The organism is Streptomyces sp. NBC_00154, assembly GCF_026342835.1.
In the GTDB taxonomy this organism is placed as follows: Bacteria; Actinomycetota; Actinomycetes; order Streptomycetales; family Streptomycetaceae; genus Streptomyces.
On record NZ_JAPEMI010000002.1, the window covers coordinates 751,647 to 774,814 of the forward strand.

The following is a 23,168-nucleotide window of genomic DNA, read 5'->3' on the forward strand; positions in this document are numbered from 1 at the left end:
TCGCAGACCTCGGCCGCCCCATGCCGTCCGCGTATCAGTGCCGCTCCGCGCACGTTCGTGGAGGAACGTTGGTGTTCCTGAGCATCTCAATTCGGCGGATGACTTGCATCACCTGGCGGCGCTGAGCTCTTGCGGCGGCGGGCAGGTAGGCGTGTCAGACCGTTCCTAGCCAGTGTGCATAAGTGAGTCCTGGACCCACCTATGTGTTCTGGGCGCATCCCGAACGGTGTTGGATGTGCTGGGTTCCCGCTTTCGCGTCCCGTTCGGCTGCACGTCTCCGGGGGCGTGGTCCGTGGTGGGTGGGCGGGTTCCCTCACGCCCTCGTGCATCTGGTCCGGCCTGGGCGGTCCGATGCCCGACACGATCACTCCGGTCGTGTGGGGGCGGTGTCGTCCGACGTCGGATCGGGTGTCCGAGGGCGCGTCGTCCGATCGCGATACCGGCGGCATCGTGACGGGACATTCTGCGGTGCGGGGTGGTCAGCGGTTTCATTCCACACCCCGGTGCGCGAACGCGACGGCGGCGGTGAGGGTGTAGCGGTCGTGCGGGGTGTTGGCCAGGTGCGTGAGGGGGGCGGGCAGCTTGATGGACACCTGGCCGTCCGGAGTGACGCGGATCGTTTCGTTCCCGAACCGCTTCCCCGACGCACCGTCCGCCGCAAGAAACCAGCGTTCCGCCTCCCACCGCTCCCGCCAGTGCTTCTCGGCGAGCCCCGCCTCGGCGAGATGGTGGCGGGTGTTGAGCAGGCGTTTACCGCCCCGCACCACACGGACCCGTCCCGTACGCCAGTCCGCGACCACCGCCGTGTGCCGCGACTGAAGGGCGTTGAGGCGACGCGACTTCTGGAACCACTCCCCCTTGGACCGGTAGCCACCGGCCGCCCGCTTGGTGCCCTTCTGCCCGATGGGGAGGGACAGCCGGTGCCGCAGCGTTCTGTTCCCGGCATCGAGGGTGCGGATGTGCGCGGCCTGACAGCGACGGGCGAGCGCCCGCTGATCGTGCGTGGCCTTCGTGATCGCACCCGCGATCCGCGACGACGACTCCCTCGCCAGCTCCCGCTTACGCGATGCCCACGTATCAGCACTGTGATCCAGACCGTCCGCGCAGCGGGCCTTGAGGTCATGAGAGGCGAGCGCGCCCTGGTGTTCACCGATGGCTCGCAGGACCTTCTCGTCCTGGGGTGTGAGGTGCTTCAGGCGGTCCCGCACCGCCACTCCTGAAGGACCCGGCACCACGAACGACGCCGCCAACTCCCGCACACCACCCACCACAACACCCCCCAAGAACCTGCGCACCTGCCACTCAGCACAACGAGCAACCACCACCAAGGTCACCCATTCGACTCCAGAACTCCCGTTCCGATCTCTGCCGGCCCACCACCGGACTCACTCCCGGGCGCTACAACTCACTTCTGCACACCAAACCGACAGCAGCTCGCAACCCCGCTGGCAGGATCTGCGATCATGACCACCATTGAACGGCCGATGCCGCCCCTGAACGCCGACGAGCGTACGAATGTGGAGAGCTGGCTCGACTTCTACCGGACCACCTTGGCCATGAAGTGCGACGGCCTCACCGAGGACCAGCTACGGACCGCCTCCGTGCCTCCTTCGCCGCTGACCCTGCTGGGGCTCGTCCAGCACATGGCCGAAGTCGAACGAAACTGGTTCCGCCGCGTGCTGACGGGCGAGGACGTACCGGCCATCCACAGTCCGCAGGCCGACACTGACGGCCGCGACGACGGATTCGGCCTCTCCGACAACATCTCTTTCGAGACGGCCCGGGCCACCTGGCAGGACGAGATCGCCCGCGCCCGCGCCAACAGCGCCACTCGGCGACTGGAAGACACCAGCCCGTTCATGGGGGGCGAGGTGAGCCTGCGGTGGATCTACACGCACATGACCGCCGAATACGCTCGGCACAACGGGCACGCCGACTTCATCCGCGAGCGAATCGACGGAAGCACCGGCGTCTGATCTCAAGAGCAAGACGACCGCATTGCGCCCTTCGCAGACTGCACCTTCACAGGCAGACCGGTTGCCGAACGGCGAACGGGCCGTCGCGGCAAGGACGGTGTCCCTGCCGTGACGGCCCGTTCCGATCACCTGTGTCAGGCGGTGTCCACCGCGAAGATGTGGAGCACGCCGCCGTCCGTGGTGGACGGCAGGGTCACGCTCGCCAGCTGCTTACCCGCCTGGAGCGTGATCGGGGCGGTGGCGAAGATCTCGGTACCCACCGGGTCCTTACCGCCGCCCTGCACATCGCGGTACGTGGTGTGGACCGCGACCGTGTTGCCGAACGACGGATTCTGCGTGCCGCCACCCAGCGTCCAGTCGCTGAACCCGATCTCGGCCTGCTGCGTGGTGCCGTCGGTGTACGTCAGCGTCACCTGGCCGCTGGCCGAGCCCTCGGCCGCGCTGCCCAGCAGGCTGAGCTTCGTGTCCCCCGGCGCCGACGGGACGTTCAGCACCTGCGGGCTGTCTCCCGCGACCTCGATGTTGTCGGGGTCGCCCGCGCCCACCTTGGGCCAGCCGAAGTCGAAGCCGCCGGACGAGACCGTCCCGCCGGGTGTCACGCCCGCCGCCGCAAGTGCCTTGGCCGAGTAACTCCAGCCCTCACCGTCGAAGTTGGCCTGCGGATTGTCGTCGTCGGTGGAGACGCCGGTGCTGTTGCGGTTCCACAGCATGCTGTTCTTCTCGGCGACGGTCACCGCGGCCGACGTCTTCGGGAGCTCATTGCCGGCGGAGGACCTCAGCGTCACCGGGACCGTGTAGTGACCCTCGGCCGTGTCTGCCGCGGCGGATACGGTGAGCTTCGCGCTCGCCGAACCGCGTGCCGGGACCGTGAAGTCGCCCTCCGTGGGCGTGACGATGACACCGGCCGGCGGTTTCGCCGTCCAGTGGACGTCGGTGGACTGTGTCTCCAGGGTCTGTACCTTGACGGTCGTCTCCGCGCTGCCCGACCCGGGCTCGACCTTCAGCTGCGCAGGCGTGGCGCCGGTGAAGTACTTCACGCCGCCGCCGGGGAAGGACGGTGGGGCGTCGGCCGCCGCGCTTCCCCAGGAGGTGTCCGCGGTCGCGCCGAGGGCGTAGTCGAGAGTGCCGCCATGGGTGACGAGCGAGGCGGGAACCCACGGCTTGTCGGACGTCCTGCCATCCACCTTCAGGCCGTGGATGTACTTGTTCTCCGCCGACGCGGCAGGTGCGTTGATCGTGATCGTCTTCCCGTGCCCGGTGTGCACCACTGCGTGCGGGAACAGCGGAGCGGAGAGGATCAGATCGGCACGGCTCGGGTTCTGCGGGTACATGCCCAGTGCCGAGAAGACGTACCAGGACGACATGGTTCCCGCGTCGTCGTTACCGGGGATGCCGCCCGGGGTGTCGGTCCACAGCTGGTCCATCTCCGCGCGGACAGTCTCCTGTGTCTTGTATGGCGCTCCCAAGTAGTTATACAGATAAGGGGCGTTGATGTCCGGCTCGTTGGTCGCGTCGTAACGCGTGGCGTCCTGCGCCGAGAAGTCGAACTTCCCGTCCGGTGTACGGAAGAAGGCATCGAGCCGCTTCAGCGCCTGGTCGTTGCCGCCCATCGCACTGGCGAGGCCCGCCACGTCCGAGTACACCATCCAGGTGTACCGCGCGCTGGACCCCTCGACGAAGCCGCTGCCGGTGCCCGGCGTGAAGGTGCCCACCCAGGTGCCGTCGGCCTTGCGGTCGCGGATGTAACCGCCCTGCGGAGTGGCGTTGGCGTCGAAGACGTTCGTCCAGTTACCCGAGCGGTCCAGGAACTTCTTCGCGTCGGCGGTCTTCCCGGTCTGCCGGGACAGCTCGGACAGGCCGTAGTCGGCCGCCGCGTCCTCCAGCGTCTCGGCTGCGCCTCCCCAGCAGTGGCAGTTGTCCGCCGGTACGTACCCGAGCTCCAGATACTTGTCGAGCGCGGGCCGCTGGCCCACGCACTCGACGTTGCAGCCCGAACTGTCCGAGTCGTTCGCCGTCGGCACGGTCGCTGCCTCGACCAGCGACTTCAACGCGCCCTCGACGTCGAAGTCATGACCGCCGAAGGCGTAGATGCCGGCGAGAGCCGCGTCCGAGGGGTCTCCCGACATCACGCTCGTCTTGCCGTTCTCCAGCAGCCAGCGGTCCCACTCGCCGCCGTGCTGACTCGCGTAGTTGTAGAGGGACTGCGCGTAGTCGCTGCCTGCCTTCGGGTTGAGCAGCGTCATCAGCTGCACCTGCGCGCGGTACTGGTCCCATCCGGAGAAGGTGCCGTACTGCGCCTTCTGCCCCTTGGCGAGCCGGTGCGGCTTGCGGTCGGCGCCGAGATAGCGGCCGTCCACGTCGCTGGTCAGGGTGGGTTCCAGCATGGAGTGGTAGAGCGCGGTGTAGAAGGTGGAGCGCTGGGCGTCGGTGCCGCCACCCACCTCGACCGACTCCAGGGTGCTGTTCCAGACCTTGGCGGCCTGCGTCCTGACGGAGTCGAAGCTCTTGTGGGGCCCGTTCTCCGTGCGGAGGTTGGCCTCGGCGTTCTGTGGGCTGACATAGGAGATGGCTACCTTGGCCTGGACCTTGGTGGTTCCGTCGGCGAAGGTGATGTACGCGCCGGAGCCCTTGCCCTCCACGGCCTTCCCGGACGAGCTGTACCCCGTACCGCCGGAGGCCGAGGTGGAGCCGGGCTCGACCGTACCGTCCGTCCAGGTGCCGACCTTCGCGAACGCCTTGTCGAAGTGGGCGGTGAAGTAAAGCGTGTACAGGTCCTTGCGGTTGTTCGCGCTCTGCGGACCGCAGAAGTTGCCTGCGGTGACGGAGCCCGTCACGGTCCGGTCGGCCGTGTTGATCTTCACGGTGGCGCCCGTGCTGCCGGTCTCCGAGTTGGAGGTGCGGAAGAGCATGCTGGCGGGCTTGTCCGCCGGGAAGCCGAACTGCCCTGAGCCGGTCCGGGCGGTCGTGGTGAGCGCCGCGGACGCGCCACTGGCCAGGCCGACTTTGTAGTAGCCGGGTGAGGCGGTCTCGTCGGTGTGCGAGAAGGCGCTGGCATACTTCGCATCGGAGACGTCCGTGGTGGGCGAGGAGTCGACGTCACCCACGTACGGCATGATCGGGATGTCACCGTTCGCACCGGAGCATCCGACGCCGTTGAGATGGGTGAGGCTGAAGCCGCGTACCTTCGTTGCGTCGTACTGGTAGCCGCCGGGAGCGGGTGTCGAGACCTGCTTGCCCTTCGAGTTCTGTGGACTCCAGGCCAGCATGCCGAACGGCTGCACGGCGCCCGGATAGGTGTTGCCCGCGTTGGACGTGCCGATCAGCGGGTTGACGTACGACACCGGATCCTTGACGGTGCCGTGCGGTGAAGCCGCCGAGGCGGGGGCGGCTGTGGCAGCCATACCCAGCGTGGCCATGGCGGTCACCGCGACGGAGCTGATAGCTCGGAGCCCGGTGTGCGTCCGACGTTTGCGCGTGTCTGACACCGTTCCTGCCCTTCATGTGTGACGGACGGTCAACGCGGTGGGAGCGGGGCGCCGTGACCACTCCGGAACGGCGCCGCTCCGACAACGTTGTCAGCGACGTGAGGATGCTCCTCCTGCCGCTCCGGAGTGTCAAGGATTCCCCGACTCCGGCCGTCCGGGCCGGGCATGAGCCGTGGCCGCCGGAGCGGGTCTGTCCCCACACGTCAACGAGCAAGGCTGCGGGTGTCGATGGGACGGGTCTCCCATCGTCTCGGGCCAGGCTGCGCAAGCCTTGGGGCACTCGACGAGGTGTCCGCCTTCGAAGCGGGCTCCGGCGCGGACGAGGCGGCCATGTGGGGTGCGCTCACCGCCCGCCGGCGAGTCTGCGCGCACTCGACCGGCTGGAGCACCATGGCCACGCCCGCCGTTCTGCCGGCCGCACCCTTGGCGTCCGCCTCCCAGGTGCGTCAATCTTCAAGAATCCGCAATGGTCTAGGCCAACTCATTGACGTGCCTGCGTCAACCCTCGATTCTGGCGGCACCTTCTCCCAACAGGAGTCCGCATGAAGCGTCTTCGCGCTCTGCTCTGTGGTGCCGCCTCCGCCGCGCTGGCCACCGCAGGACTCGCTGCCTTCGCCGCGCAGCAGGCTTCGGGTGCGTCGGCCGACGCCACCGCGCTCAGTAACCGGTGGTACGCCGCCGCGCCCTATCTGATGCCGCACGACAACAACCCGCCGGACGCGGGCGCCATCATGGACGCCACCGGCCTCAAGGCGTTCCAGCTCGCGTTCATCCTCGCCCCCAACGGGGGCGGCTGCAGCCCGACTTGGGACGGTACGTCGCCGGTCTCGTCGGACACCGCCGTGGCATCCGTCATCAACGCGATCCGCGCCAAGGGCGGTGACGTGTCGGTCTCCATCGGCGGGTACGGGGGTACCAAGCTCGGCCAGACGTGCTCCGACGCGGCGTCCACCGCGGCCGCCTACCAACAGGTCATCACCAAGTACCAGCTGAAGGCCATCGACTTCGACCTGGAGGAGCCGGAGTACGAGAACACGGCCGCCATCGCCCATGAGATCGGCGCTGCCAAGATCCTCCAGCAGAACAACCCGGGCCTCTACGTCTCGGTCACCACCGCGGGAACCGCCGACGGTACCGGCTGGTTCGGCAAGCAAATGCTCAACGAGGCCAAGTCGCAGGGCTTCACGCCGAACAACTTCTCCATCATGCCCTTCGACGGCGGGTTCAACGGGGCGGCCGCACAGACGAGCGCGCTGACGAACTTCAACTCCATCCTGCAGTCCACCTTCGGCTGGGACGCGGCGACTGCGTACGCGCACGAAGGCTTCTCCGGCATGAACGGCCGCAGCGACACCGGGGAGTACTTCAGGCAGGCCGACTTCCAGACCGTGCTGGACTACGCCACCAGCCACCACATGGACCGCTTCACCTTCTGGTCCCTCAACCGCGACCGCCAGTGCACCCCGCCCGACAACAACGGCCAGACCTCCGGCACATGCAGCAGCGTGGCCCAGTCGGACTGGGACTTCGCGAAGTACTCGGTGAAGTTCGCCGGCGTCACCCCGCCCACGACCACCCCTCCGACCACGCCCCCTCCGGGCGGCAGCTGCACCGCGGCCGCGTGGAGCAGCAGCGCCGTCTACACGGCCGGTAACACCGTCTCGTACGGGGGCCACACGTGGAAGGCCAAGTGGTGGACGCAGAACGAGACGCCCGGCACCACGGGCGAATGGGGAGTCTGGCAGGACCTCGGCGCCTGCTGACCTGACATCCGTCCGGCCCGGGCCGGCGCACGCGCGCCGGCCCGGGACGACTCCTGGGCCGCGAGCAGCGCGGCCGGCCCCGGGACATCACCGACGCCATGTTGCATACCGTCCTGCGCTGCAAGACGCTCGGCGAGTCCGTCGAGCAGATCCGCCTCGACCTGCTCATCCCCACCGGCAAGACCGTGGAGTGTTGCTGTGAACACGAGCGTCAGAAGGCCTGTCACACCGTGGCCCTCCCGGAACGGCGGGATTGTGGACGTGCTGCATGAACGCTGTGCCGGGGCCGGACATCAGCGGAGAGGGACGCCAAGGAGTGTGTCCACCCGTCCGGACGCTCGCCTCGGGCGGTCGGGCACGTGCGCGCCTATTGTCGTCGCATGAGGCCTTCCGGGTGGCCGTCACGCTGCGCCACCTTGCCGTGGTTGGCGGCGGGGGCGATGTCCGATCCTGGAGGTTCCGAGGTGTGCCATTACTGCGGTTGCCGCGAGATTTCCCTCATCGAGGACTACATCGCCGAGCACGAGAGCGCGACCGATCTGGCGGGAGGCGCCGTACGGGCCCTGAAACGGGGTGACATCGCCGCCGCCCAGGGGCAGCTGCGAGACATGGCCACGGTGCTGCGGGCGCACTGGCGGGGCGAGGAAAAGGGACTCTTCGCGGTGATGCGCCAGGACGACGAGTACACGCGGTACATCGAGGACCTGGAGCGCGAACACCGCGAACTGGACCGGTTTCTGGACACGGCAGATCTCGGCGACAGGGACGACCGCCAAAGGTTCCTCGACGCCGTGGACGAACTGCACCGTCACATCGCCAAGGAGGAGGACGGGCTGTTCCCCGCCTCGCTGACCACGCTGGCCGGCGACGACTGGGATCGCGCGATGGCCGCCTGGCGCGAGGCGCACCCGGACGTCCGGACGCCCTGACCGGCCCCCACTGCATCTCGCAGCGTGATGGGCCCATTGACCTGCGGTTCCAGCCGGCCCGGGCCGAGCTGGATTACGCGTATCGGTCGAAGAGGGCCTGGATGTAGTTCTCCGGCCTGTTCGTCAGCACGGTCGGGGTGAGATCAGCACGGTCCAGTTCACGCCAGGGGACGGCAACCTTCTCAGCGTCCGGAGCAAAGGCCAAGGCGTCCAGTAGTCGCCAGTACAGATGTGCGGCCTGATCTTCGACCAAGGCCCCTCCCGCTGCAGCGTATCGGTGGGCCAGGCCCATGCCCGCAGGGACACCGTGCAGCAGAGCCAGCGCGGTCGAGCAGTGGGCCACGTCTCGCGCGCCGGACAGCAGGTTCTGGAAGTCCGTGCGAAATCCCCTTGCACAATGGTCAAGAATCGTTGACCATTGCTCGCATGCCTACCGACGATCTTCCCGAGACGTTTCACGTCACCACTGACGAGCAGCTGCGCGCCGTCTCCAATCTCACGCGTCACCGGATCATGGCCGTGCTCCGCTTCGAGCCGGCGACGATTACGCAGATCGCCGAGCGGGTGGGCCTTGCGAAGGGGAGTTCCAGCTATCACGTACGGCTGCTGGAGCGGGCCGGCCTGGTGAAGGTGGTACGGACACGGAAGGTGCGGGGGGTCACCGAGCGGTACTACGCGATGGCCGCGCGGGCGATCGCGCTGCCGGATCCGGGCGAGGGAGGGCCGGATGTGCTGATGCGCCATGCGGTGGCGGACCTGGAGGCGTCGCCGGCGGACGGCGAGCGGCACGTGCGGATGGCGCATCTGCGGCTCACCGAGGAGCAGTTCGCGGAGCTGGGGACGCGGCTGCAGGCACTGGCGGACGAGTACCGGGGGCTGTCCGATCCGTCGCTGCCGGACGCGTCACTCGTCTTCGCACTGTTCCACCCGGCACCGCGCGAGCAGGCCGAGGGGGGCGCCAAGTGACCTCAGGTGTTCGGAAGTTGCCGACCGGGTTCGGACGGCTGTGGACTGCGCAGACGGTGTCCTCGCTCGGTGACGGGGTGACCCAGGCCGCGCTGCCGCTGATCGCGTTGACGTTGACGCGGGATCCGATGGCGCTCGCCGTCGTCACGGCCGCCGGGACGCTGCCGTGGCTGCTCTTCGGGGTGCTCGGCGGTGCGCTGGTGGATCGCTGGGACCGTCGGCGCACGATGTGGGTCGCGGACGCGGCGCGTGCGGTGCTGCTCGCGATACCGGCGGCAGCGGCGGCGCTCGACGTGCTGAGCATTCCGCTGCTCGCGGCCGCCGCCTTCCTGCTCGGCCTCGGCGGGCTCTTCTTCGATACGGCCGCCACGGCCTACCTGCCGGATCTGCTCCGCCGCGACCCCGCGCTCCTGGAGCGCGCCAACTCCCGCCTGCGCGGCGCCCAGACCGCCATGTCCGGTTTCGCGGGGCCGCCTGCGGGCAGTGCACTGCTCGCGCTCGGGCGGGCGGTCCCGCTGCTCGCCGACGCGGTGTCGTTCCTGTTCTCCGCGCTGCTCGTCCGTACGCTGCCCGCTATGCCCCGGCCCGTGCCGGAGGTCCGCGAGTCGCTGCTTCGGCAAGCGCGGGCCGGGGCCTCCTACGTCTTCCGGGACCGGGTACTGCTCGGGCTGGCGCTCCGCCCGGCGGTCGGGAACGTCGCCTTCCTCGCTGTGGAGACCGTCCTCGCCCTCTTCGCGCACGACCGCCTGGGCATCGACACCTACGGCTTCGGCCTGCTCCTCACAGCGGAGGCCACCGGCGGCCTGCTCGGTGCAGGCATCGCCTCCTACCTTGGCCGACGACTCGGCACCGGCACCGCACTGACCTGCACAGCCGCCGTCGAAGGGCTTGCCATCCTGGGCCTGGCCGCTGCCCCGAACCCGTACGTCGCCGGGCTGGCGCTCGCCGTCTGCGGGGCCGGCATGGGCGCCACGATGGTGCTCGCGCCCTCCCTCCGACAGGCGATCGTCCCCGCCCACTTGATGGGCCGGGTCGCCTCCACCTCCCGCATGCTGGCCATGTGCGCCGCCCCCATCGGGGCCTTCCTCGGCGGCTGGCTGGCCACCACCTACGACATCCGCACCCCGCTCTACGCCGCCGCCGGCCTCCTCCTGGCGATGACGGCCGTCACGGCATCCATGACCAGCAACCGCCGGGTCGAAGCGGCGCTGCGTGCCGCTGGCCCGGCCGACGGTCCGGATCACCCGGCATCCAAGGATCCCGCCCAGGAGAGTGCACCCGACTTGTTGTGACGCCTGCCGCGAAGGCGTCACAACAAGTCGGGTGCCAGGCCCCCGCGGGCGCGACGAGTGGCCGGGTCGGTCGGGTGTGCTGGCCGTCAGTCCTCGTCGTCCTCGGCGGCGTCCGGGTCCCGGAAGGGGCGCAGGCCCTGGCCGGGACCGCTGGCTTTGATGTTGAACAGGTAGCGGCCCAGGAAGTTGATGTGCCGGTCCTTGAGCGGGGAGAGGCGGGCGACGTCTTCGTCCTTGATGTCGTGACCCTCAGCACGGAGCCGGGCAACGGCGGCGTCCAGGTAGCGGGTGTTCCACAGGACCACGGCGTTGAGGACCAGGCCGAGAGTGGCAAGCTGGTCCTCCTGGTCCTCCTGGTCCTCCCGGTACGCCTGGCGGATCTGGCCGCGGCCGCCGTGGCAGATCGCGCGGGCGAGGCGATGGCGGGATTCCTGCACGGTGAGCTGCCGGTTCATCAGGCGCCGGTAGGTGTCATCGACCGGGTCGACCAGGGCGAGCAGGTGCATGGTCTTGTCGATGCGCCCGTACTCGGCGAACGCGGCCCCCAGCGGGGTCGGGTGCCCTTCGCGGCCGAACATCCGCAGCAGGTCGTAGGCCCGGACCTGGTTGGTGATGAGCGCCCCGGCCACCCGGAGCATGTCCGGCCAGTGTGTGGCGATCTTCTTCAGGTTGACCTTGTTGCAGGCCACCGCCTCCAGCGGCCCATACCCGTCGGCCGGCCCCTCGCCGTCGGGCAAGTCGGCTCGCCAGAATCGCTGGTCGGCCAGGTCGCGGAAGCATGGGGCGAAGCGGAAGCCGAGCATCTTGTACAGGCCGAAGGCCAAGTCGGAGTACGAGGCGTTGTCGGTTGCCACCATCTCCGGGCGCACGCCGCCGTCAAGGTTCAGCAGGGTGTCCGTGGTGTAGAGGCTGTCGCGCGGGGTGCCGCGCACGACCATCGCGCCGATCCCGGCGACCTGGTCGTTGACGGCGTTGAGCCAGGTCACGCCGCGTTTGTAGCCGTAGTACTTGGGCGAGGGGCCGGTGTTGAGGCTCTTGACGGGGACGACGAAGCGCAGGCCGTCGACGGAGGCGAGCAGGCCGCCGCCCCACATCTGGGCCAGCTCGATGCGGGGCTGGGCGCCGATCAGCGCGGCGTTCGCCGCGGCGATGGTGTCGGCGCGCACGTAGTTCTGGTCGACGTGCGAGAGGCGCGAGCGGGGCAGCGCCTTGTTGTTCGGGTCGATGACCGGGGTCAGGCCGATGTTGCAGCTCCGGGAGACCAGCTGGGCGACCAGGGAGACGAGCAGACCCTCCATGCGGGTGCGGCGGTCGGAGACGTGGCTGAAGGCGTCGAGGAAGCCGGTCCAGGAGTGGACCTCGAACAGCAGGTCCGGTAGGTCGATCCTGGGGAAGCGTCGTCGGTTTCTCGCTGGCCACTGAATCGGGTGACAACACGCTCCGAAGTAACAACTACCTCTGCGAGGCATGAAGGTGTGGCTTTGTCGGTCAGTGGCGAGAGCGTTTGTTGCCCAAGAGCGAGAACACCCCGTGGGCGCGGAAGACGATGTAGCCGAGTTTCAGCAACGCCCGGTTGCTTGATTGGCCAGGGATGTCATGCATCCGCCGGTGGGGGTGGATGCGGAGCCCGGCGGTGTGCCGTGCACGGTCAGCGTGCGCACGATGAGCAAGGCCCTCGGCACGTGGCCGAAGCCGTGCGGACGGAGTCGCCGGTAAGCGCCTACGACGTAGCCGTCGGGCGGCCCGGTTCAGGAGGCGAAGTGGCAGGATGACGCGGTGTCCGACTCTCTGCATGAACTGTGGCTGCGCGGCATCGCCTTCAATCCGGCGGCGCCCTCCGACGTACTGATACGCCTGGTGGATCGAGCGGCCGGTGAGGTCGGCCTGCTGATGTGCGAGGGTCGTGACCTGCCTGACGCCGTCATCGACACAGCCCTCCGCCATCCGCTCGGGGAGATCCGCCGCGCGCTCGCCGTTAACCAGCACGTCGACCCCTCACGCCTCGCCCCCTTGGCGACGGACCCGTCGGGGATCGTCCGCGCACGGCTCGCCGGCGGCTCCCGTTCTTACCCCCGACGGGTGCGACCGCTGCCGGACGACATCCTCGTGACCCTCCTGACCGCCCAGGACGGGGGCGAGGACGGCAAGGTCACCGAACACGAGATTGTGGCGGAACTCGATTCCTCCCGGCAGATCCCGCTGTCCTTCCTCAGCGTCACGGCCGGGCACGAACACCCCGGGCTCCGCGTACGTGCCACCTGGAGGTGGCAGTCGCTCACCGCCGCACAGCGGGAGGCCCTGCTCGACGACCCCGACGCTGCGGTGCGGGAAGCGGCGCGGGAGAGCAGCTGGGAGCTGGACCCGGAAGCGGTGGAGGCCAGGCTGCGGTCCATCGGCCCGCGCGGCAGGTCCTTCGTGTTCGGCACGTGTGCTCTGTCCCCCGCGCTCGTCGAGCAGTGCTTCGAGGACGGCAGGGTGTACCCCTTGACCTGGAACCGGCACACCCCGGCCGATGCCGTCGCCCGGCTCGCCCGCCACCCTGAGGCGGAGGTTCGTGCGATGGTCGCCGTCCGGCCCGACCTGGGACCGGACCTGGTGGCGGAGCTGAGGGAGGACCCGGACGAGGAGGTGCGGATGTGTGCACGCCTCCACCCCTTCACTCGTACCTGGGCCGAGTACGGAGCGATCCAGGGGGTCATCGGGCACGGTCCGGACTGCACCTGCCCGGCCACCGAGCCGGCCACCGGGCCGGCCACCGGGCCGGCCACCGGGCCGGCCACCGGGCCGGCCACCGGGCCGGCCACCGGGCCGGCCACCGGGCCGGCCACCGGGCCGGCCACCGGGCCGGCCACCGGGCCGACCACCGAGTCGGCCGCCGGGCCGTCGCCCGACTGGTTCGCCGCCTGTGCGGTGTCCGAGGAACCGGTGCTCCGCCGGGTTGCGGCGAGTTGGCCGGGCCTGCCGACGGAACTCGTCGGGACGCTCGCGCAGGACGACGACGAGGAGGTGAGGATCCGGCTGGCCTGCCACCATCCGCTGGCTCCGCCGCACCTCCTCCTGGACGTCTTCGTCAACCGTCCGGTCCACCGTCCGCACCTGCTGAACCTGCCCGCGTTCCCCCGTACCGGCCGGACCCACCTCATCGGCCACCCGGATCCCGAGGTACGGGCCCTGGCCGCAGCCGATCCCGCCCTGCCCGACCCTCCGGTGGAGGACCCCGACGCGTCGGTGCGCCGAGCAGCGGCCGCCAACCCGAATCTGTTACCGGAAGCCCTGGAGGCCCTCCTCGCCGACCCCCGCACCGCCGAGGGCGCTGCGGCCAACCCGGCCCTCCCCGTACCCCGCATGCACGCACTCCTCGACCGCTGCCTGAACGGTGCTGTCACCCCACCGGCGGCCCGACGCTGAGAGACGACGCCCACCTAGCGATCACAGGCATGGCAACCTCCGTCGGCCATCGACTGACGCCGACACACCAGACAAGCGTTCCCAAATCTCGGTTCTGGCACAGATCTTGGGGAGCCGTTGCGGAGCGTTACCCCGACGTTCGATTGCGAGGGACTGGCTCGTGTGAGGCGGCGTACGCCTTGTCCGTTGACGTTCGGAAGTGACGCTCCCTCTGGTCTCTGCTGCGGCCGGTTGTGAGCGGTGATGGTGCTGGTCATGCAGACCGGTGCACCGTTCTGGGACTCGCTGGTGTTCGAGGGGATCGACGATGTGGACGTCGAGGCGGTTACGGCCGCGTTCGGCACGGTCGAGGTGGTGGCGAGAGGCCGCGCGGCCCGGGCGGCGTGTCCGGGCTGCGGGCGCTTCTCGGACCGAGTCCACGACCGTTATCAGCGCAGGCTGAAGGACCTTCCGCGCAGCGGGCCACGCGCCACCAGGCGACGCCCAGGGGCCATACCCGCGGACGCGGGGAGCAGGGCCTCGCCATCATCGAGTACGGGCGCAGCGTACCGATGACCTAGCACGCCCAGTCACGCTGAGCATCGTGCTCCGTTGGGCTTGATGCACTCCAGGAGACCAGCGTTCACGGCATGATGATCTACTGCATAGAGTGACCATGCGCCTGGCTGGTCTGTATGAGGCTTCCGGCGGCGAGCGAATGAGGCTGCAATGAGTGAACTGACGAAGCCTGAGATCGACCTTCCGGAGGGTGACGCTCCCACCGAGCTGACAATCCGTGACCTCGTCGTCGGGGACGGGCTTGAGGCGAAGCCGGGCAGGGTTGTCCAGGTTCACTACGTCGGGGTCACCTTCGAGTCCGGAAAGGAATTCGACACCTCCTGGGACCGGGGCCAGACGTTCAAGTTCGCCATGGGCGGTGGCAAGGTCATCAAGGGCTGGGACCGCGGGGTCAGAGGGATGAAGGTCGGCGGCCGGCGCGAGATCATCGTTCCCCCGCGCCTCGGCTACGGCAACCAGTCGCCCTCGCCGTTGATCCCGGCGGGCTCGACACTCGTCTTCGTGGTGGACCTGCTTTCCGTCGCAGTCTGAGGCCTTCTACTACCCGACCTCTCCGCCCGGAACCAAGGCGGGGCAACACCTGCCGGCCGACCTAGGCCCAGAGCAGCAGCGACATGAAGGCACTCAGGGGGCCGTAGACCGTGTCGAAGGACCCGCTGACCGAGAGATAGAGGCTGAGCAGCCAGGTCAGCGCGGTCCACAGCACCAGGTAGAGGGCTGCCCCGAACGCCAGCCACGTGTAGCCGGGTTGCCTGCGACGCGGGGAGCGACGGAAGATCGCGCTCGCGGAGATGAGCGCGAGCAGCAGGCCGCACGGCCATCGCAGCAGATCCCAGGAGTTCCGGGCTCCGTCGCCGAGGCCGTAGACCGTCACGGCAGCCGCGGCGAGGTCGCTGCCGACCACCATGAGGATGAACCCGATGCCCAGAGGTATGCCGGCAGCCAGCGCCATCACCAGGCCCCGGAAGTACTTCTGATGGAAGGGGCGGTCGCGCTCGACCCCGTATATCCGGTTGACACCGCGTTCGATCTGGCACATCGCCGTCGAGACGTTCACCAGCGAGAAGGCTAGGCCGAACCAGAGAGTGAGCTGAGAACCTTCCCCGGCACGCTGCCGGCTCCGATTCTGAGCTGAGAACCTTCCCCGGCACGCTGCCGGCTCCGATTGAGCGCGTCGTCCACCACCTCGGCGCTCGGTCCCGGGGCGATGCGGTGAATCGTCAGTTCCGCCAGCCTCCCCACGTTCTCCGTGTGAAGTGAGGCGGACAGCCCGACGAAGGCGATGACGAGCGGAATCACGGCGAGAACGGTCTGGAGGGCGAGCGCGCGGGCGTGGCTGAAGCCGTCGGCGTAACGGAAGCGGACGAAGGAGTCCCGCACCAGTGGCCAGCGACCGTAGCGGCGCAGCGATGCCAGTGCCTTGTCGGCGGAGAGTTCGTCGCCTGCCAGGTCACGGGTCTGCGGGACCCGGGTCGCGGTGCCCATTTACTCGCCCTCCGATGGCCGAAGTACGGTCAGGGCCCCGGGCCTGACCTCAGCGATGAGCAGTCGGCCCGGCCGTACCGGATCGCCGTCGGTCTCGCGCGGCCGCACCGAGGCGAAGCGGAGTTCGGCGCGGCGGAAGGTGAAGTACTCCACCGGGGTGCCGGTGCCCGCGCTGTCGGCGGCCGGGAGGCTGTCCGACGCGATGAACGACGCGTTGGCGAGGGGCCCAGTGCGTAGGTGCCCGAAACCCTCGTTGACCTTGTCCTCACTGCTCAGGGGCCGTATCTCACTGGCGGGGCCGGTGATCAGGAGCCCGAATCCCACCATCAGCGCGGCCTGACAGGCGGTCAGCAGACCGATCCGGGCGGCGGCCCGGGCACTGCCACTGGTCAGAGCGGGTGACCGGCCGGGCCGAGAGGCGGCATGGGACTCTGTGGTCCGTTGGACCGGTCTTTCCGGCAGGGCGGTAGGCATGGGGCTCCCAGTATTCGGCGCCGCGTGGCGGCAGTGGTGGTCGGCCGGGGGCTCGGCCCTCCCGGTGCTCCACCGTCTGCCCCGCAATCCGCCGTCAGGCATGCACGCGTGCGTGTACGCTCCGCGCTCTCACCGAGCTGTCCGGTGCGCCGGCGCGGGTCTGGGCTTGCTGAAAAGCCGGCAATGGCGAACGTTTCACCGGATTCGGCTGCTCCGCCTCCGCGGCCGGCATGCGTATGGCCCGGCAGGGGATGCCGGGCCATACGCACAGCGCGGTCCGGGGGAGGCCACGCGGTGTGGTGCGGGTCAGTGCTTGAAGGCGTCCTTTGCCTTCTCCTTGGCTGTGCGGGCGTCGCCCTTGGCCTGGTCGATACGGCCTTCGGCGGTGAGGCGCTCGTTGCCTACGGTGCGGCCGGCGGCTTCCTTGATCTTGCCCTTGGCCTGCTCGGTCTTGGCCTGGGTCTTCTCATTGGCAGCCATGATTACTCACACCTTGCTGTGGTCGACTTCAGGAACAACCACCGCCTTACCCGCAATGCCTCCGACAAACCCGCCGCTCGCCCTCGTTGCTCCTGGGAAGCATGCCGTGGCAGTACCCGGCGTGTGCTCGATGACGAGGATGACCTGGCAGAGCCGCCTGCCCAGTGTTCAATGATCGCCGACTTGGTCGACCGGCGTGCTGACGAGGCGCCTTCCGCACCGCGTGAGGCAGCGGACCCGACTCGCGCCGTGACCACGCGGATCGCCAGGGGATGGCGTTCCATTCACAGGCTGTCCCGACTTTCCGGCGGATCAGGGAGCGGGGCCCGGTGTGTGCGATCGCAAGGCCGCCGGAAGTCCTGGAAGCGGACCACCAGGACTTCCGGCCAACGCCGCGAGGGTGCGGACCGGACGGTGCCGAGCGTGACGGGAGGGGCCAAGGACCTGTCCGGCGGTTCAAGGCATGGCTGGCTGAACACTTCCTCAGGTTCAGTCGCCGCCCAGAGCCGCGCCGATCAGGGCCTCCGCCGCCCCAGGATCGTCGGCGAGCCGCCCGGCGTCGCGGATCTGCTCCTCGTCCAGGGCCCCGGCCTTCGCCAGCTGGATCGCCTCGTGGATGCCGTTTCCGTCGCCGTGGGCGAGCATGACGAAGAACCAGCGCACTGCCTGCACCGGGTCCGGGGTGGTGCCAAAGCCGTCGCGGTACCAGCAGGCGGCGGCGTTCATCGCCCCCGTATGCCCGCGCTCGGCCGCCCAGACGTACCACCCCAGCGCCTCCTCGTCCCGGTCCAGAGCGGACAGCCGGTCGGCGAGGAGGGCACCGGCGGCGACGATCCCCTCACGTGCGGCAGCCTCCAACAGCCGCAGGGACTCGTCAGGGTCGTCGACCAACTGGGCAAGGTTGAACACGCCATAGGCGTCCCCGCCCTCGGAGGCCGCCCGGAATAGCTCGGCGGCACGCGCGCGGTCCTCTGCGACGCCCAGACCCATCACCAACATGTGCCCATAGGTGCGCTGCCCCGCCGGAAGGCCGGCCTCGGCCGCCGCACGGGCATAACGCACAGCCATGGGCAGGGCCGACTCGTCGAAGTACTCCAAGTAGATCCCGGCGAGCAGCGCGGCGGCCTCCGCCGACCCACCATCCGCCAGCGGTACAAGCTCGACGGTCACCCGGACCGCCAGCTCGGCACCCTCCGTATTGCCCTCCATTGCGGCCCGGACGAAGGCGTGCCCCGCAGCTACCCAGTCCCCGGCCTCGGCTGCCCTTCGGCCCTCGTCCAGTTGCATGCGGGAACCTTATGCCATCGTCCGGTGGGTCATGCTCGGAGCCATCAGGCAGGCCGAGCGGGACGCACCGAAGCCCATGAAGGGCTTCGCCGGCTTCCTCCGCCAGGATCTCGACGCCGTCATCGCCGGACTTACCCTGCCATGGAACTCCGGGGTGGTCGAAGGCCACGTGAATCGGGTGAAAACACTCAAGAGAGCAATGTATGGCCGAGCCTCGTTCGAACTCCTGCGGACCCGCATCCTCGAAAACGGTCCATGAGACAGTCGGGCACGGCTCACCGATCGTCACCGAGGAGAAGGATCCATGAGAGCTTTGCCCGCCGTCACCGGCCGTGATGAGTTCGATGCCCTGGTCGTCAGGACGGACTACCAGGACGACCAGGCGTGGCAGGACGTGGCGGCGGCGCTGATGGAGCCGGCGGGGGACAGGCAGTACGAGGCGCACGTCCACTTCATAGACGATCCGGCCTGGGCAGGGGCGACCGTTGACGAGGTGCTGACTGTGGTCAGCGCCGACGACAACCTGGCAGTCGTCTTTCTCGCCGACCGGACAACTATGCAGGCCGAAAGCCACGCGTTGCTGGCGGTCACCACGATGACGCGGGAGGAGTGCGTGGACGATGAGGACTACGAGCGGCTGACCGAGTTCGGCCGTGAGTTCCGCACCCTCCCCGCAGGGATCCACGACGTCCACGCGAACCTGAGCATCGGCAACCTGGGCTTTGAGGAGTACGCGGCATGGGCTCACGACGATCCCGAGAGGATCTACCGGTCCTTCTGAACGGGGCTCACGAAACTGCGGACAGAGCCTTGAAAACGGCCAGGGCCGCTCGCGCTGCTCGGGTGGTTGTCCCAGCAAGCAAGTAGGGGCGATCGTCCGCACTGGTGGCGTTGGGTCTGGGCGGACGCCTACATCTGCTCGAAGTGGAAGGAGCGGATGAAGCAGTCTCGCGGCTGGCCGATCGCGAACAGGACGCAGTCGAGCACGGATTGGGCGGTCAGCGGGTCGCCTGCAGTCCGGGAAGCGTGATCCCAGGTGGAGTGGAGTGGGTCGCCGTCCATGAAGTCCGGCGGGTAGAGCGAGATGACACGGATGCTCTCAGGGCGGAGTCGGTGGGAGAGGATGTCGGCGAAGCCGGCCTGGGCGGCTTTGGCCGCGTAGAACGCGGGGTGTGCCTGGGAGCGGTGGTTCCGGGCTTCCGCGGCCGAGGAGACCAGGTTGACCACGTCCGCACCAACAGAGGCGCGTAGCAGTGGGAGGAAGTGTTTGACCGTCAGCACTGTGCCGGTGGCTCCGGAGGCGATGGTGTCGGTGATCGCGTCGTCGGCGGCGTCCCACAGATCGGGACCTTCCAGGTAGCGGGCGCCATTGTTGATCAGTACATCCACCCGGTCGGCGTGGGCGGTGATTCCATCCAAGGCCCGGATGGAGGCCGGGTCAGCCAGATCGCAGGCGAACGCGTCAGTTTTCGCCCCACTGTCGGTCGCCACCTCATCGGCCACTTTCTGGGCCGCAGCCAGAGAACGCGCGGACACGAACACGCGCGCACCCAACCGACCTGCCTTCAAGGCCAACGCTCGCCCGAATCCACGCCCGGCCCCGGTAACCACCACCGTGCGTCCAGTGAGATCCACTCGCGCACCTCCTTCTACCCTGTGTTGATCACCGTGAGCGTAGCCGTGCTGTCCAACGCGCTGCATCCTTCAGCCGAATTACGAGTGGGGAGATCCACTGAACACGTCTGGGTAGGACATGAGCATCACCTGGCCGGTTTCACAGAGCGCCATCAAGATCTCGGATGCAGTGTGGGCTCGATGCCCGGACACGGGGTTCGGCGACGGCTCAGAGGTATGCCAACAACGCGGTGAGTTCGATAGACAACCCGAGCGTCCCCCAGAGGAGGATGTCACCAACTGGCCGGACCGGACGTCCTGCGTCTTCACGCAGCACGGTCATGTGGACGGCAAAGGAGGCCGGCGCCGTAGCGGCCCAAAGCACACCCGCAAACAGCAACCCGTCCATGGCGAGTTGTCGCCACTCATGGATCCCGCTCTGCGACATTCGGGCCATCGTGGGCAGGCCGACTGCGGGCAGAAGCCCCAGTGCTGTGCTGACCGCCACCCACCACCACCTTCTCCCGTGCCCTGCGAGCCGCCCGAACCAATGCCCCAGGGCCACAGTCGGCAGGATGTATGCGGCGGTCAGGAGCGCGCTCGCACCCAACAGCACTGGCAGCCCGACCACTAGCGTGAGGGGGAGCAGCGCCCCTCCTGTCGGGAGACTGGCGAGCCGTCCGGTCCACGCCAGTGCCAACGCGGTAATGACCACACACAGCACAGCCATCGATACCGACGAAGGCGCTGCCCCCACCCGGTTGGCTTCACGTCTGCCCAACAGTTGCGCCATCTCGACCCCCGACCCGGCCCTATCCGCGGCCATTTCGCCGCCACCCTAGGCCCATTACTGAACACGTTCAATGGCGGATCAGACACGTGTGCCCGGTCTCCGGTGGAGAACCCACCGATCAACTCCGACCCGTCGGACACGCCCTAGCCGTTGACGACCTTGTCGTAGCGCAGGGCGACATAGCCGGAGGCGGCGCGGCCTGCGATGCGGCCGCCGGTACCACCGTTGGGGTGTCCTGACCACGCATCATATCGTCGTTGGTGTTGGCCTCGTGGATGTACAAGAACTTGCCGGCCGCCATGTCGACCCACTTCTCGAAGCGCACCCCATGCCCGTCCTGGGTGTTCAGCGCGTCGCCGGGCTGGAGGTCGGATTTCGAGATGGTGCTGCTGACGCTCGGCAGGCTGTAGGTGGTGTAACTGGTGTCGGCGTGCCAGGTCATGGACACGAAGCCCGAGCAGTCGGTGCGGTACGTGTGGTCGCCGTCCGGGGCGGAGGCGTACGCGCCCTGGTTGTAGGGGATCTCGCGGTTCAGCCAGTTCACGGCGCTGCACGTCAACGACCCCGGCCACCACAGCTTCGTCCTGCTCAACGGCGACATCGAGACCAGCCCGCCCGCCGGCCCGAAGTTTCCCTTGATGTTCCACGCGGTTCCGAAGGGAACGCCGTACGCGTGGGAGAACCGGTACTGGTACACCGGCACGTTCGCCTGGTGAGGCAACACCACTTACAGCCGCGCCGACGTCCCCGGCCCGACCGCCGACACCGGCTGGAGCCTGAAGTTCTTCGAGTAGGGCGGCAGGCGTGGTCGAGGTCCCGAGGAATCGGGGCAGGTCGGAGGAGGTGCGGGGATCCCGTACCCGTGTCCGGTCCTCGAACGGGGGTCGTTAATATCCCAGCATGTCCGAGACTTCCGTGCAGCGTCTCCTGCGAAACGACTCACGCACCGTGCAGGTGGCGGCCCATGAGGCCGTGGGGCTCCCGACCCGTGAAGCGGAGTCTCTGCTCCGTGTCCTCGGGGACGGGGAGTCGGTTCTGGCCCTGTACCGCCGGGACACAGGGCACGCGGCGCTCACCGAGGACGCCCTCATTCTCCTGGACGGGAATGCTGCGACGCGTGTTGCGAGGCCCTTGGCGGTACTGCGCCCCGCGTACGGCTCTCCACGGCGCGTGGACGTGTCCGTGGACGGCCGGAGCGCAAGCCTGTGGGGCTCGCGGATCGACGTGTCCGGCGATCTGCTCCTGCGCACCGGAAGGCTCGTGTCCGGGCCTCTGACCGGCGACTCGCGCATCGGCGCGGTCGTGGCCGGCGAGTCCGTCTCGCTTTCCGACGTCGGCAGGAAGGCACTGCTCGACGAGCTGGAATCCGGGGAGTTCGTCCGGGCCCTGTACCACGACGGCTGGGGATACGCAGCGCTGACCGGGAAGGGTCTCATTCTCCTCCGGAACATCCTGTGGCCCAAGGCGGTCCGAGTGACGGAGCCGCTGAGGATCCTCCGCGGCACGTATGGCCTGTTCGACTCCGTCGAGATCCTTGTCGACGGGAAGCAGCGCAAGCTGCACGGCTCGAAGCTCGACCCGAAGGGGAAGCTCCTCGAAGCCGCGGGGGAACTCCTGCCTCCCGGCTCTCCCTTGCGTCCCGGTCGCAGGACGCGGTTCCTGACGTGGGTGCGCCGGCATCCTGTCCTGATGTCCGTGGCGGTGGCCGTACTGTTCTTCACCGGTGCCGGTGCCGGTGCCGGTGGGGGAGCGGGCACGGGGTCCGGCGAGAAGGAGGCCGCGGCGGAGGTGCGTGCGGACCGCAGCCTGACCGTCCCCGAATTCGAAGGGTTCTCCCTGTCGGCAGCCGTGGCGGAGGCCGGCGACCATTCGTGGCTGCGCGTGTCGGCAGCCGATGCCTCCTCCGCCTTCCGGCCGGTGACGGGCACTGAGGCGAACTGGCGGGTCTGCTTCCAGATGCCGGCCCGCGGCGAGACGGTCCGTCCGCCCGTCAGGACGCTGACTCTGTACGCGGTCCCGGAGCGGGAGGAGTGCCCGACGCAGCTGCTCGGTACGCGCCGGATCGGCATGCCGGACCTCGTCGGCGAACGGTTCGACGATGCCTCGAGTGCCCTGGGCGAGCTCGGCCTCGCTCGCGCGGTCCCTTTCCACGCCCATACCGGCAAGCAACTGGACGGCGAGGCACGTGACCTGGCCGCCTGGCAGGTGTGCCGGCAGCAGCCGGAATCCGGCACCGAAGTCTCGACGTGGACGCGGGTCTCGCTGTGGCTGATCGGCCCCGGTGACCCGTGCAGCGCACCCAGCCCCAGTCCCAAGCCGAAGCCCAAGCCGAAGCCCCAACCAAAGCCCAAGGCCGACCCCAAGCCTTCGTACGGCACTTCGGGCGGCGGCACCACGGGAGGCAGCACCGGCGGAGGCAGTACCGGTGGCAGCTCGTCGACCGGTGGAGGCACCACCGGCGGCGGATCCTCCGGCAGTTCGGGCGGCGGCAGCAGCCAGGGGGGCGCCCGGTTCGGGCAGTCCTGCTCCCCGGTGGGCGCCACCGCGACGACCGTCGACGGGCGGCCCGCGAAGTGCTACATGGGCAAGGACGGCCTGGCCCGCTGGGGTTACTACTCGGGATGACGGGATGAACTCCGGCCGCCCTTCGTACGGCCG

The 23,168-nt window shown here is 68.8% G+C and carries 18 protein-coding genes and 5 pseudogenes; 12 read left to right on the forward strand and 11 right to left on the reverse strand.

Annotated elements, in window-relative coordinates; translation table 11 throughout:
• Positions 1-165: 165 nt before the first annotated feature.
• Positions 166-1,268 (reverse strand): annotated as a pseudogene (locus tag OHA03_RS39790) (hypothetical protein).
• A 195-nt stretch (positions 1,269-1,463) separates the two neighbouring features.
• On the opposite strand from OHA03_RS39790, the gene OHA03_RS39795 reads away from it, so the two are divergent.
• The gene (locus OHA03_RS39795) at positions 1,464-1,976 is read left to right on the forward strand and encodes a DinB family protein (protein ID WP_267008851.1); all 513 of its coding nucleotides are present in this window, start codon (positions 1,464-1,466) and stop codon (positions 1,974-1,976) included.
• Between the two features lie 134 nt (positions 1,977-2,110).
• Here the strand turns inward: OHA03_RS39795 and OHA03_RS39800 are convergent, their stop codons facing one another.
• A complete protein-coding gene (locus OHA03_RS39800) occupies positions 2,111-5,392 on the reverse strand; it encodes a GH92 family glycosyl hydrolase (protein WP_267008852.1) in 3,282 nt (1,093 codons plus the stop codon).
• Positions 5,393-6,003: 611 nt separating this feature from the next.
• Here OHA03_RS39800 and OHA03_RS39805 point away from each other — a divergent pair.
• A complete protein-coding gene (locus OHA03_RS39805; protein ID WP_267008853.1) occupies positions 6,004-7,224 on the forward strand; it encodes a chitinase in 1,221 nt (406 codons plus the stop codon).
• Positions 7,225-7,664: 440 nt separating this feature from the next.
• Positions 7,665-8,153, forward strand: a complete 489-nt coding sequence (locus OHA03_RS39810; protein WP_267008854.1) for a hemerythrin domain-containing protein — start codon at positions 7,665-7,667, stop codon at positions 8,151-8,153.
• Between the two features lie 73 nt (positions 8,154-8,226).
• Here the strand turns inward: OHA03_RS39810 and OHA03_RS39815 are convergent.
• Positions 8,227-8,499, reverse strand: a pseudogene (locus OHA03_RS39815) (aminoglycoside phosphotransferase family protein); the annotation flags it as partial.
• A gap of 80 nt (positions 8,500-8,579) precedes the next feature.
• Here OHA03_RS39815 and OHA03_RS39820 point away from each other — a divergent pair.
• Both OHA03_RS39820 and OHA03_RS39825 read left to right on the forward strand, forming a co-directional pair.
• Positions 8,580-9,119 (forward strand): transcriptional regulator, encoded by a 540-nt coding sequence (locus OHA03_RS39820; protein ID WP_267008855.1) that lies wholly within the window; start codon positions 8,580-8,582, stop codon positions 9,117-9,119.
• Between the two features lie 17 nt (positions 9,120-9,136).
• Entirely contained in the window at positions 9,137-10,411 is a 1,275-nt protein-coding gene (locus OHA03_RS39825; protein ID WP_267008856.1) for an MFS transporter, read from the forward strand.
• An 86-nt stretch (positions 10,412-10,497) separates the two neighbouring features.
• Here OHA03_RS39825 and OHA03_RS39830 read toward each other — a convergent pair.
• A pseudogene (locus OHA03_RS39830) lies at positions 10,498-11,802 on the reverse strand (transposase); the annotation flags it as partial.
• A 385-nt stretch (positions 11,803-12,187) separates the two neighbouring features.
• Between OHA03_RS39830 and OHA03_RS39835 the strand changes: the two are divergent.
• From OHA03_RS39835 to OHA03_RS39845, 3 genes are all read left to right on the forward strand, one after another.
• Positions 12,188-13,819 (forward strand): hypothetical protein, encoded by a 1,632-nt coding sequence (locus OHA03_RS39835; RefSeq protein WP_267008857.1) that lies wholly within the window; start codon positions 12,188-12,190, stop codon positions 13,817-13,819.
• A 255-nt stretch (positions 13,820-14,074) separates the two neighbouring features.
• Positions 14,075-14,374: a transposase family protein gene (locus tag OHA03_RS39840; RefSeq protein ID WP_267008858.1), complete on the forward strand. Its 300-nt coding sequence runs from the start codon at positions 14,075-14,077 to the stop codon at positions 14,372-14,374.
• 153 nt (positions 14,375-14,527) lie between these two features.
• Positions 14,528-14,908 (forward strand): FKBP-type peptidyl-prolyl cis-trans isomerase, encoded by a 381-nt coding sequence (locus OHA03_RS39845; RefSeq protein WP_323181369.1) that lies wholly within the window; start codon positions 14,528-14,530, stop codon positions 14,906-14,908.
• On the opposite strand, the pseudogene OHA03_RS39850 reads toward OHA03_RS39845, so the two are convergent.
• The 4 genes and pseudogenes from OHA03_RS39850 to OHA03_RS39865 all read right to left on the reverse strand — a co-directional run.
• Positions 14,883-15,862, reverse strand: a pseudogene (locus tag OHA03_RS39850) (YihY/virulence factor BrkB family protein); the annotation flags it as partial. The gene OHA03_RS39845 and the pseudogene OHA03_RS39850 overlap by 26 nt on opposite strands.
• A complete protein-coding gene (locus OHA03_RS39855; RefSeq protein ID WP_267008859.1) occupies positions 15,863-16,336 on the reverse strand; it encodes a hypothetical protein in 474 nt (157 codons plus the stop codon).
• Positions 16,337-16,642: 306 nt separating this feature from the next.
• A complete protein-coding gene (locus OHA03_RS39860; protein ID WP_267008860.1) occupies positions 16,643-16,816 on the reverse strand; it encodes a CsbD family protein in 174 nt (57 codons plus the stop codon).
• 489 nt (positions 16,817-17,305) lie between these two features.
• Positions 17,306-18,103, reverse strand: a complete 798-nt coding sequence (locus OHA03_RS39865) for a tetratricopeptide repeat protein (protein ID WP_267008861.1) — start codon at positions 18,101-18,103, stop codon at positions 17,306-17,308.
• Between OHA03_RS39865 and OHA03_RS39870 the strand changes: the two genes are divergently transcribed.
• Positions 18,102-18,362 (forward strand): transposase, encoded by a 261-nt coding sequence (locus OHA03_RS39870; protein ID WP_267008862.1) that lies wholly within the window; start codon positions 18,102-18,104, stop codon positions 18,360-18,362. The genes OHA03_RS39865 and OHA03_RS39870 overlap by 2 nt on opposite strands.
• A 45-nt stretch (positions 18,363-18,407) precedes the next feature.
• Positions 18,408-18,884, forward strand: a complete 477-nt coding sequence (locus OHA03_RS39875; RefSeq protein WP_267008863.1) for a hypothetical protein — start codon at positions 18,408-18,410, stop codon at positions 18,882-18,884.
• A gap of 128 nt (positions 18,885-19,012) precedes the next feature.
• On the opposite strand, the gene OHA03_RS39880 is transcribed toward OHA03_RS39875, so the two are convergent.
• The 3 genes from OHA03_RS39880 to OHA03_RS39890 all read right to left on the reverse strand — a co-directional run bounded on the left by OHA03_RS39880 (position 19,013) and on the right by OHA03_RS39890 (position 21,102).
• Positions 19,013-19,738 carry an SDR family oxidoreductase gene (locus tag OHA03_RS39880; RefSeq protein WP_267008864.1) on the reverse strand — a complete coding sequence of 242 codons (726 nt, stop codon included), beginning with the start codon at positions 19,736-19,738 and terminating at the stop codon, positions 19,013-19,015.
• Positions 19,739-19,946: 208 nt separating this feature from the next.
• A complete protein-coding gene (locus tag OHA03_RS39885; RefSeq protein ID WP_267008865.1) occupies positions 19,947-20,510 on the reverse strand; it encodes a hypothetical protein in 564 nt (187 codons plus the stop codon).
• 118 nt (positions 20,511-20,628) lie between these two features.
• Positions 20,629-21,102, reverse strand: a complete 474-nt coding sequence (locus tag OHA03_RS39890; RefSeq protein WP_267008866.1) for a hypothetical protein — start codon at positions 21,100-21,102, stop codon at positions 20,629-20,631.
• Here OHA03_RS39890 and OHA03_RS39895 point away from each other — a divergent pair.
• Together OHA03_RS39895 and OHA03_RS39900 are read left to right on the forward strand one after the other, a co-directional pair.
• Positions 21,059-21,304 (forward strand): annotated as a pseudogene (locus tag OHA03_RS39895) (hydrolase); the annotation flags it as partial. The gene OHA03_RS39890 and the pseudogene OHA03_RS39895 overlap by 44 nt on opposite strands.
• A gap of 106 nt (positions 21,305-21,410) precedes the next feature.
• A complete protein-coding gene (locus tag OHA03_RS39900) occupies positions 21,411-23,135 on the forward strand; it encodes a PASTA domain-containing protein (protein WP_267008867.1) in 1,725 nt (574 codons plus the stop codon).
• Positions 23,136-23,168 lie beyond the last annotated feature (33 nt).

Bases quoted from the DNA above. Each gene is read 5' to 3' on its own strand.
- OHA03_RS39860 (WP_267008860.1), bottom strand. From the start codon at position 16,816: ATGGCTGCCAATGAGAAGACCCAGGCCAAGACCGAGCAGGCCAAGGGC.
- OHA03_RS39870 (WP_267008862.1), top strand. From the start codon at position 18,102: ATGCGGGAACCTTATGCCATCGTCCGGTGGGTCATGCTCGGAGCCATC.
- OHA03_RS39800 (WP_267008852.1), bottom strand. From the start codon at position 5,392: ATGGCCACGCTGGGTATGGCTGCCACAGCCGCCCCCGCCTCGGCGGCT.
- OHA03_RS39805 (WP_267008853.1), top strand. From the start codon at position 6,004: ATGAAGCGTCTTCGCGCTCTGCTCTGTGGTGCCGCCTCCGCCGCGCTG.
- OHA03_RS39865 (WP_267008861.1), bottom strand. From the start codon at position 18,103: ATGCAACTGGACGAGGGCCGAAGGGCAGCCGAGGCCGGGGACTGGGTA.
- OHA03_RS39795 (WP_267008851.1), top strand. From the start codon at position 1,464: ATGACCACCATTGAACGGCCGATGCCGCCCCTGAACGCCGACGAGCGT.
- OHA03_RS39875 (WP_267008863.1), top strand. From the start codon at position 18,408: ATGAGAGCTTTGCCCGCCGTCACCGGCCGTGATGAGTTCGATGCCCTG.
- OHA03_RS39820 (WP_267008855.1), top strand. From the start codon at position 8,580: ATGCCTACCGACGATCTTCCCGAGACGTTTCACGTCACCACTGACGAG.
- OHA03_RS39840 (WP_267008858.1), top strand. From the start codon at position 14,075: ATGCAGACCGGTGCACCGTTCTGGGACTCGCTGGTGTTCGAGGGGATC.
- OHA03_RS39900 (WP_267008867.1), top strand. From the start codon at position 21,411: ATGTCCGAGACTTCCGTGCAGCGTCTCCTGCGAAACGACTCACGCACC.
- OHA03_RS39845 (WP_323181369.1), top strand. From the start codon at position 14,528: ATGAGTGAACTGACGAAGCCTGAGATCGACCTTCCGGAGGGTGACGCT.
- OHA03_RS39810 (WP_267008854.1), top strand. From the start codon at position 7,665: ATGTCCGATCCTGGAGGTTCCGAGGTGTGCCATTACTGCGGTTGCCGC.
- OHA03_RS39885 (WP_267008865.1), bottom strand. From the start codon at position 20,510: ATGGCGCAACTGTTGGGCAGACGTGAAGCCAACCGGGTGGGGGCAGCG.
- OHA03_RS39855 (WP_267008859.1), bottom strand. From the start codon at position 16,336: ATGCCTACCGCCCTGCCGGAAAGACCGGTCCAACGGACCACAGAGTCC.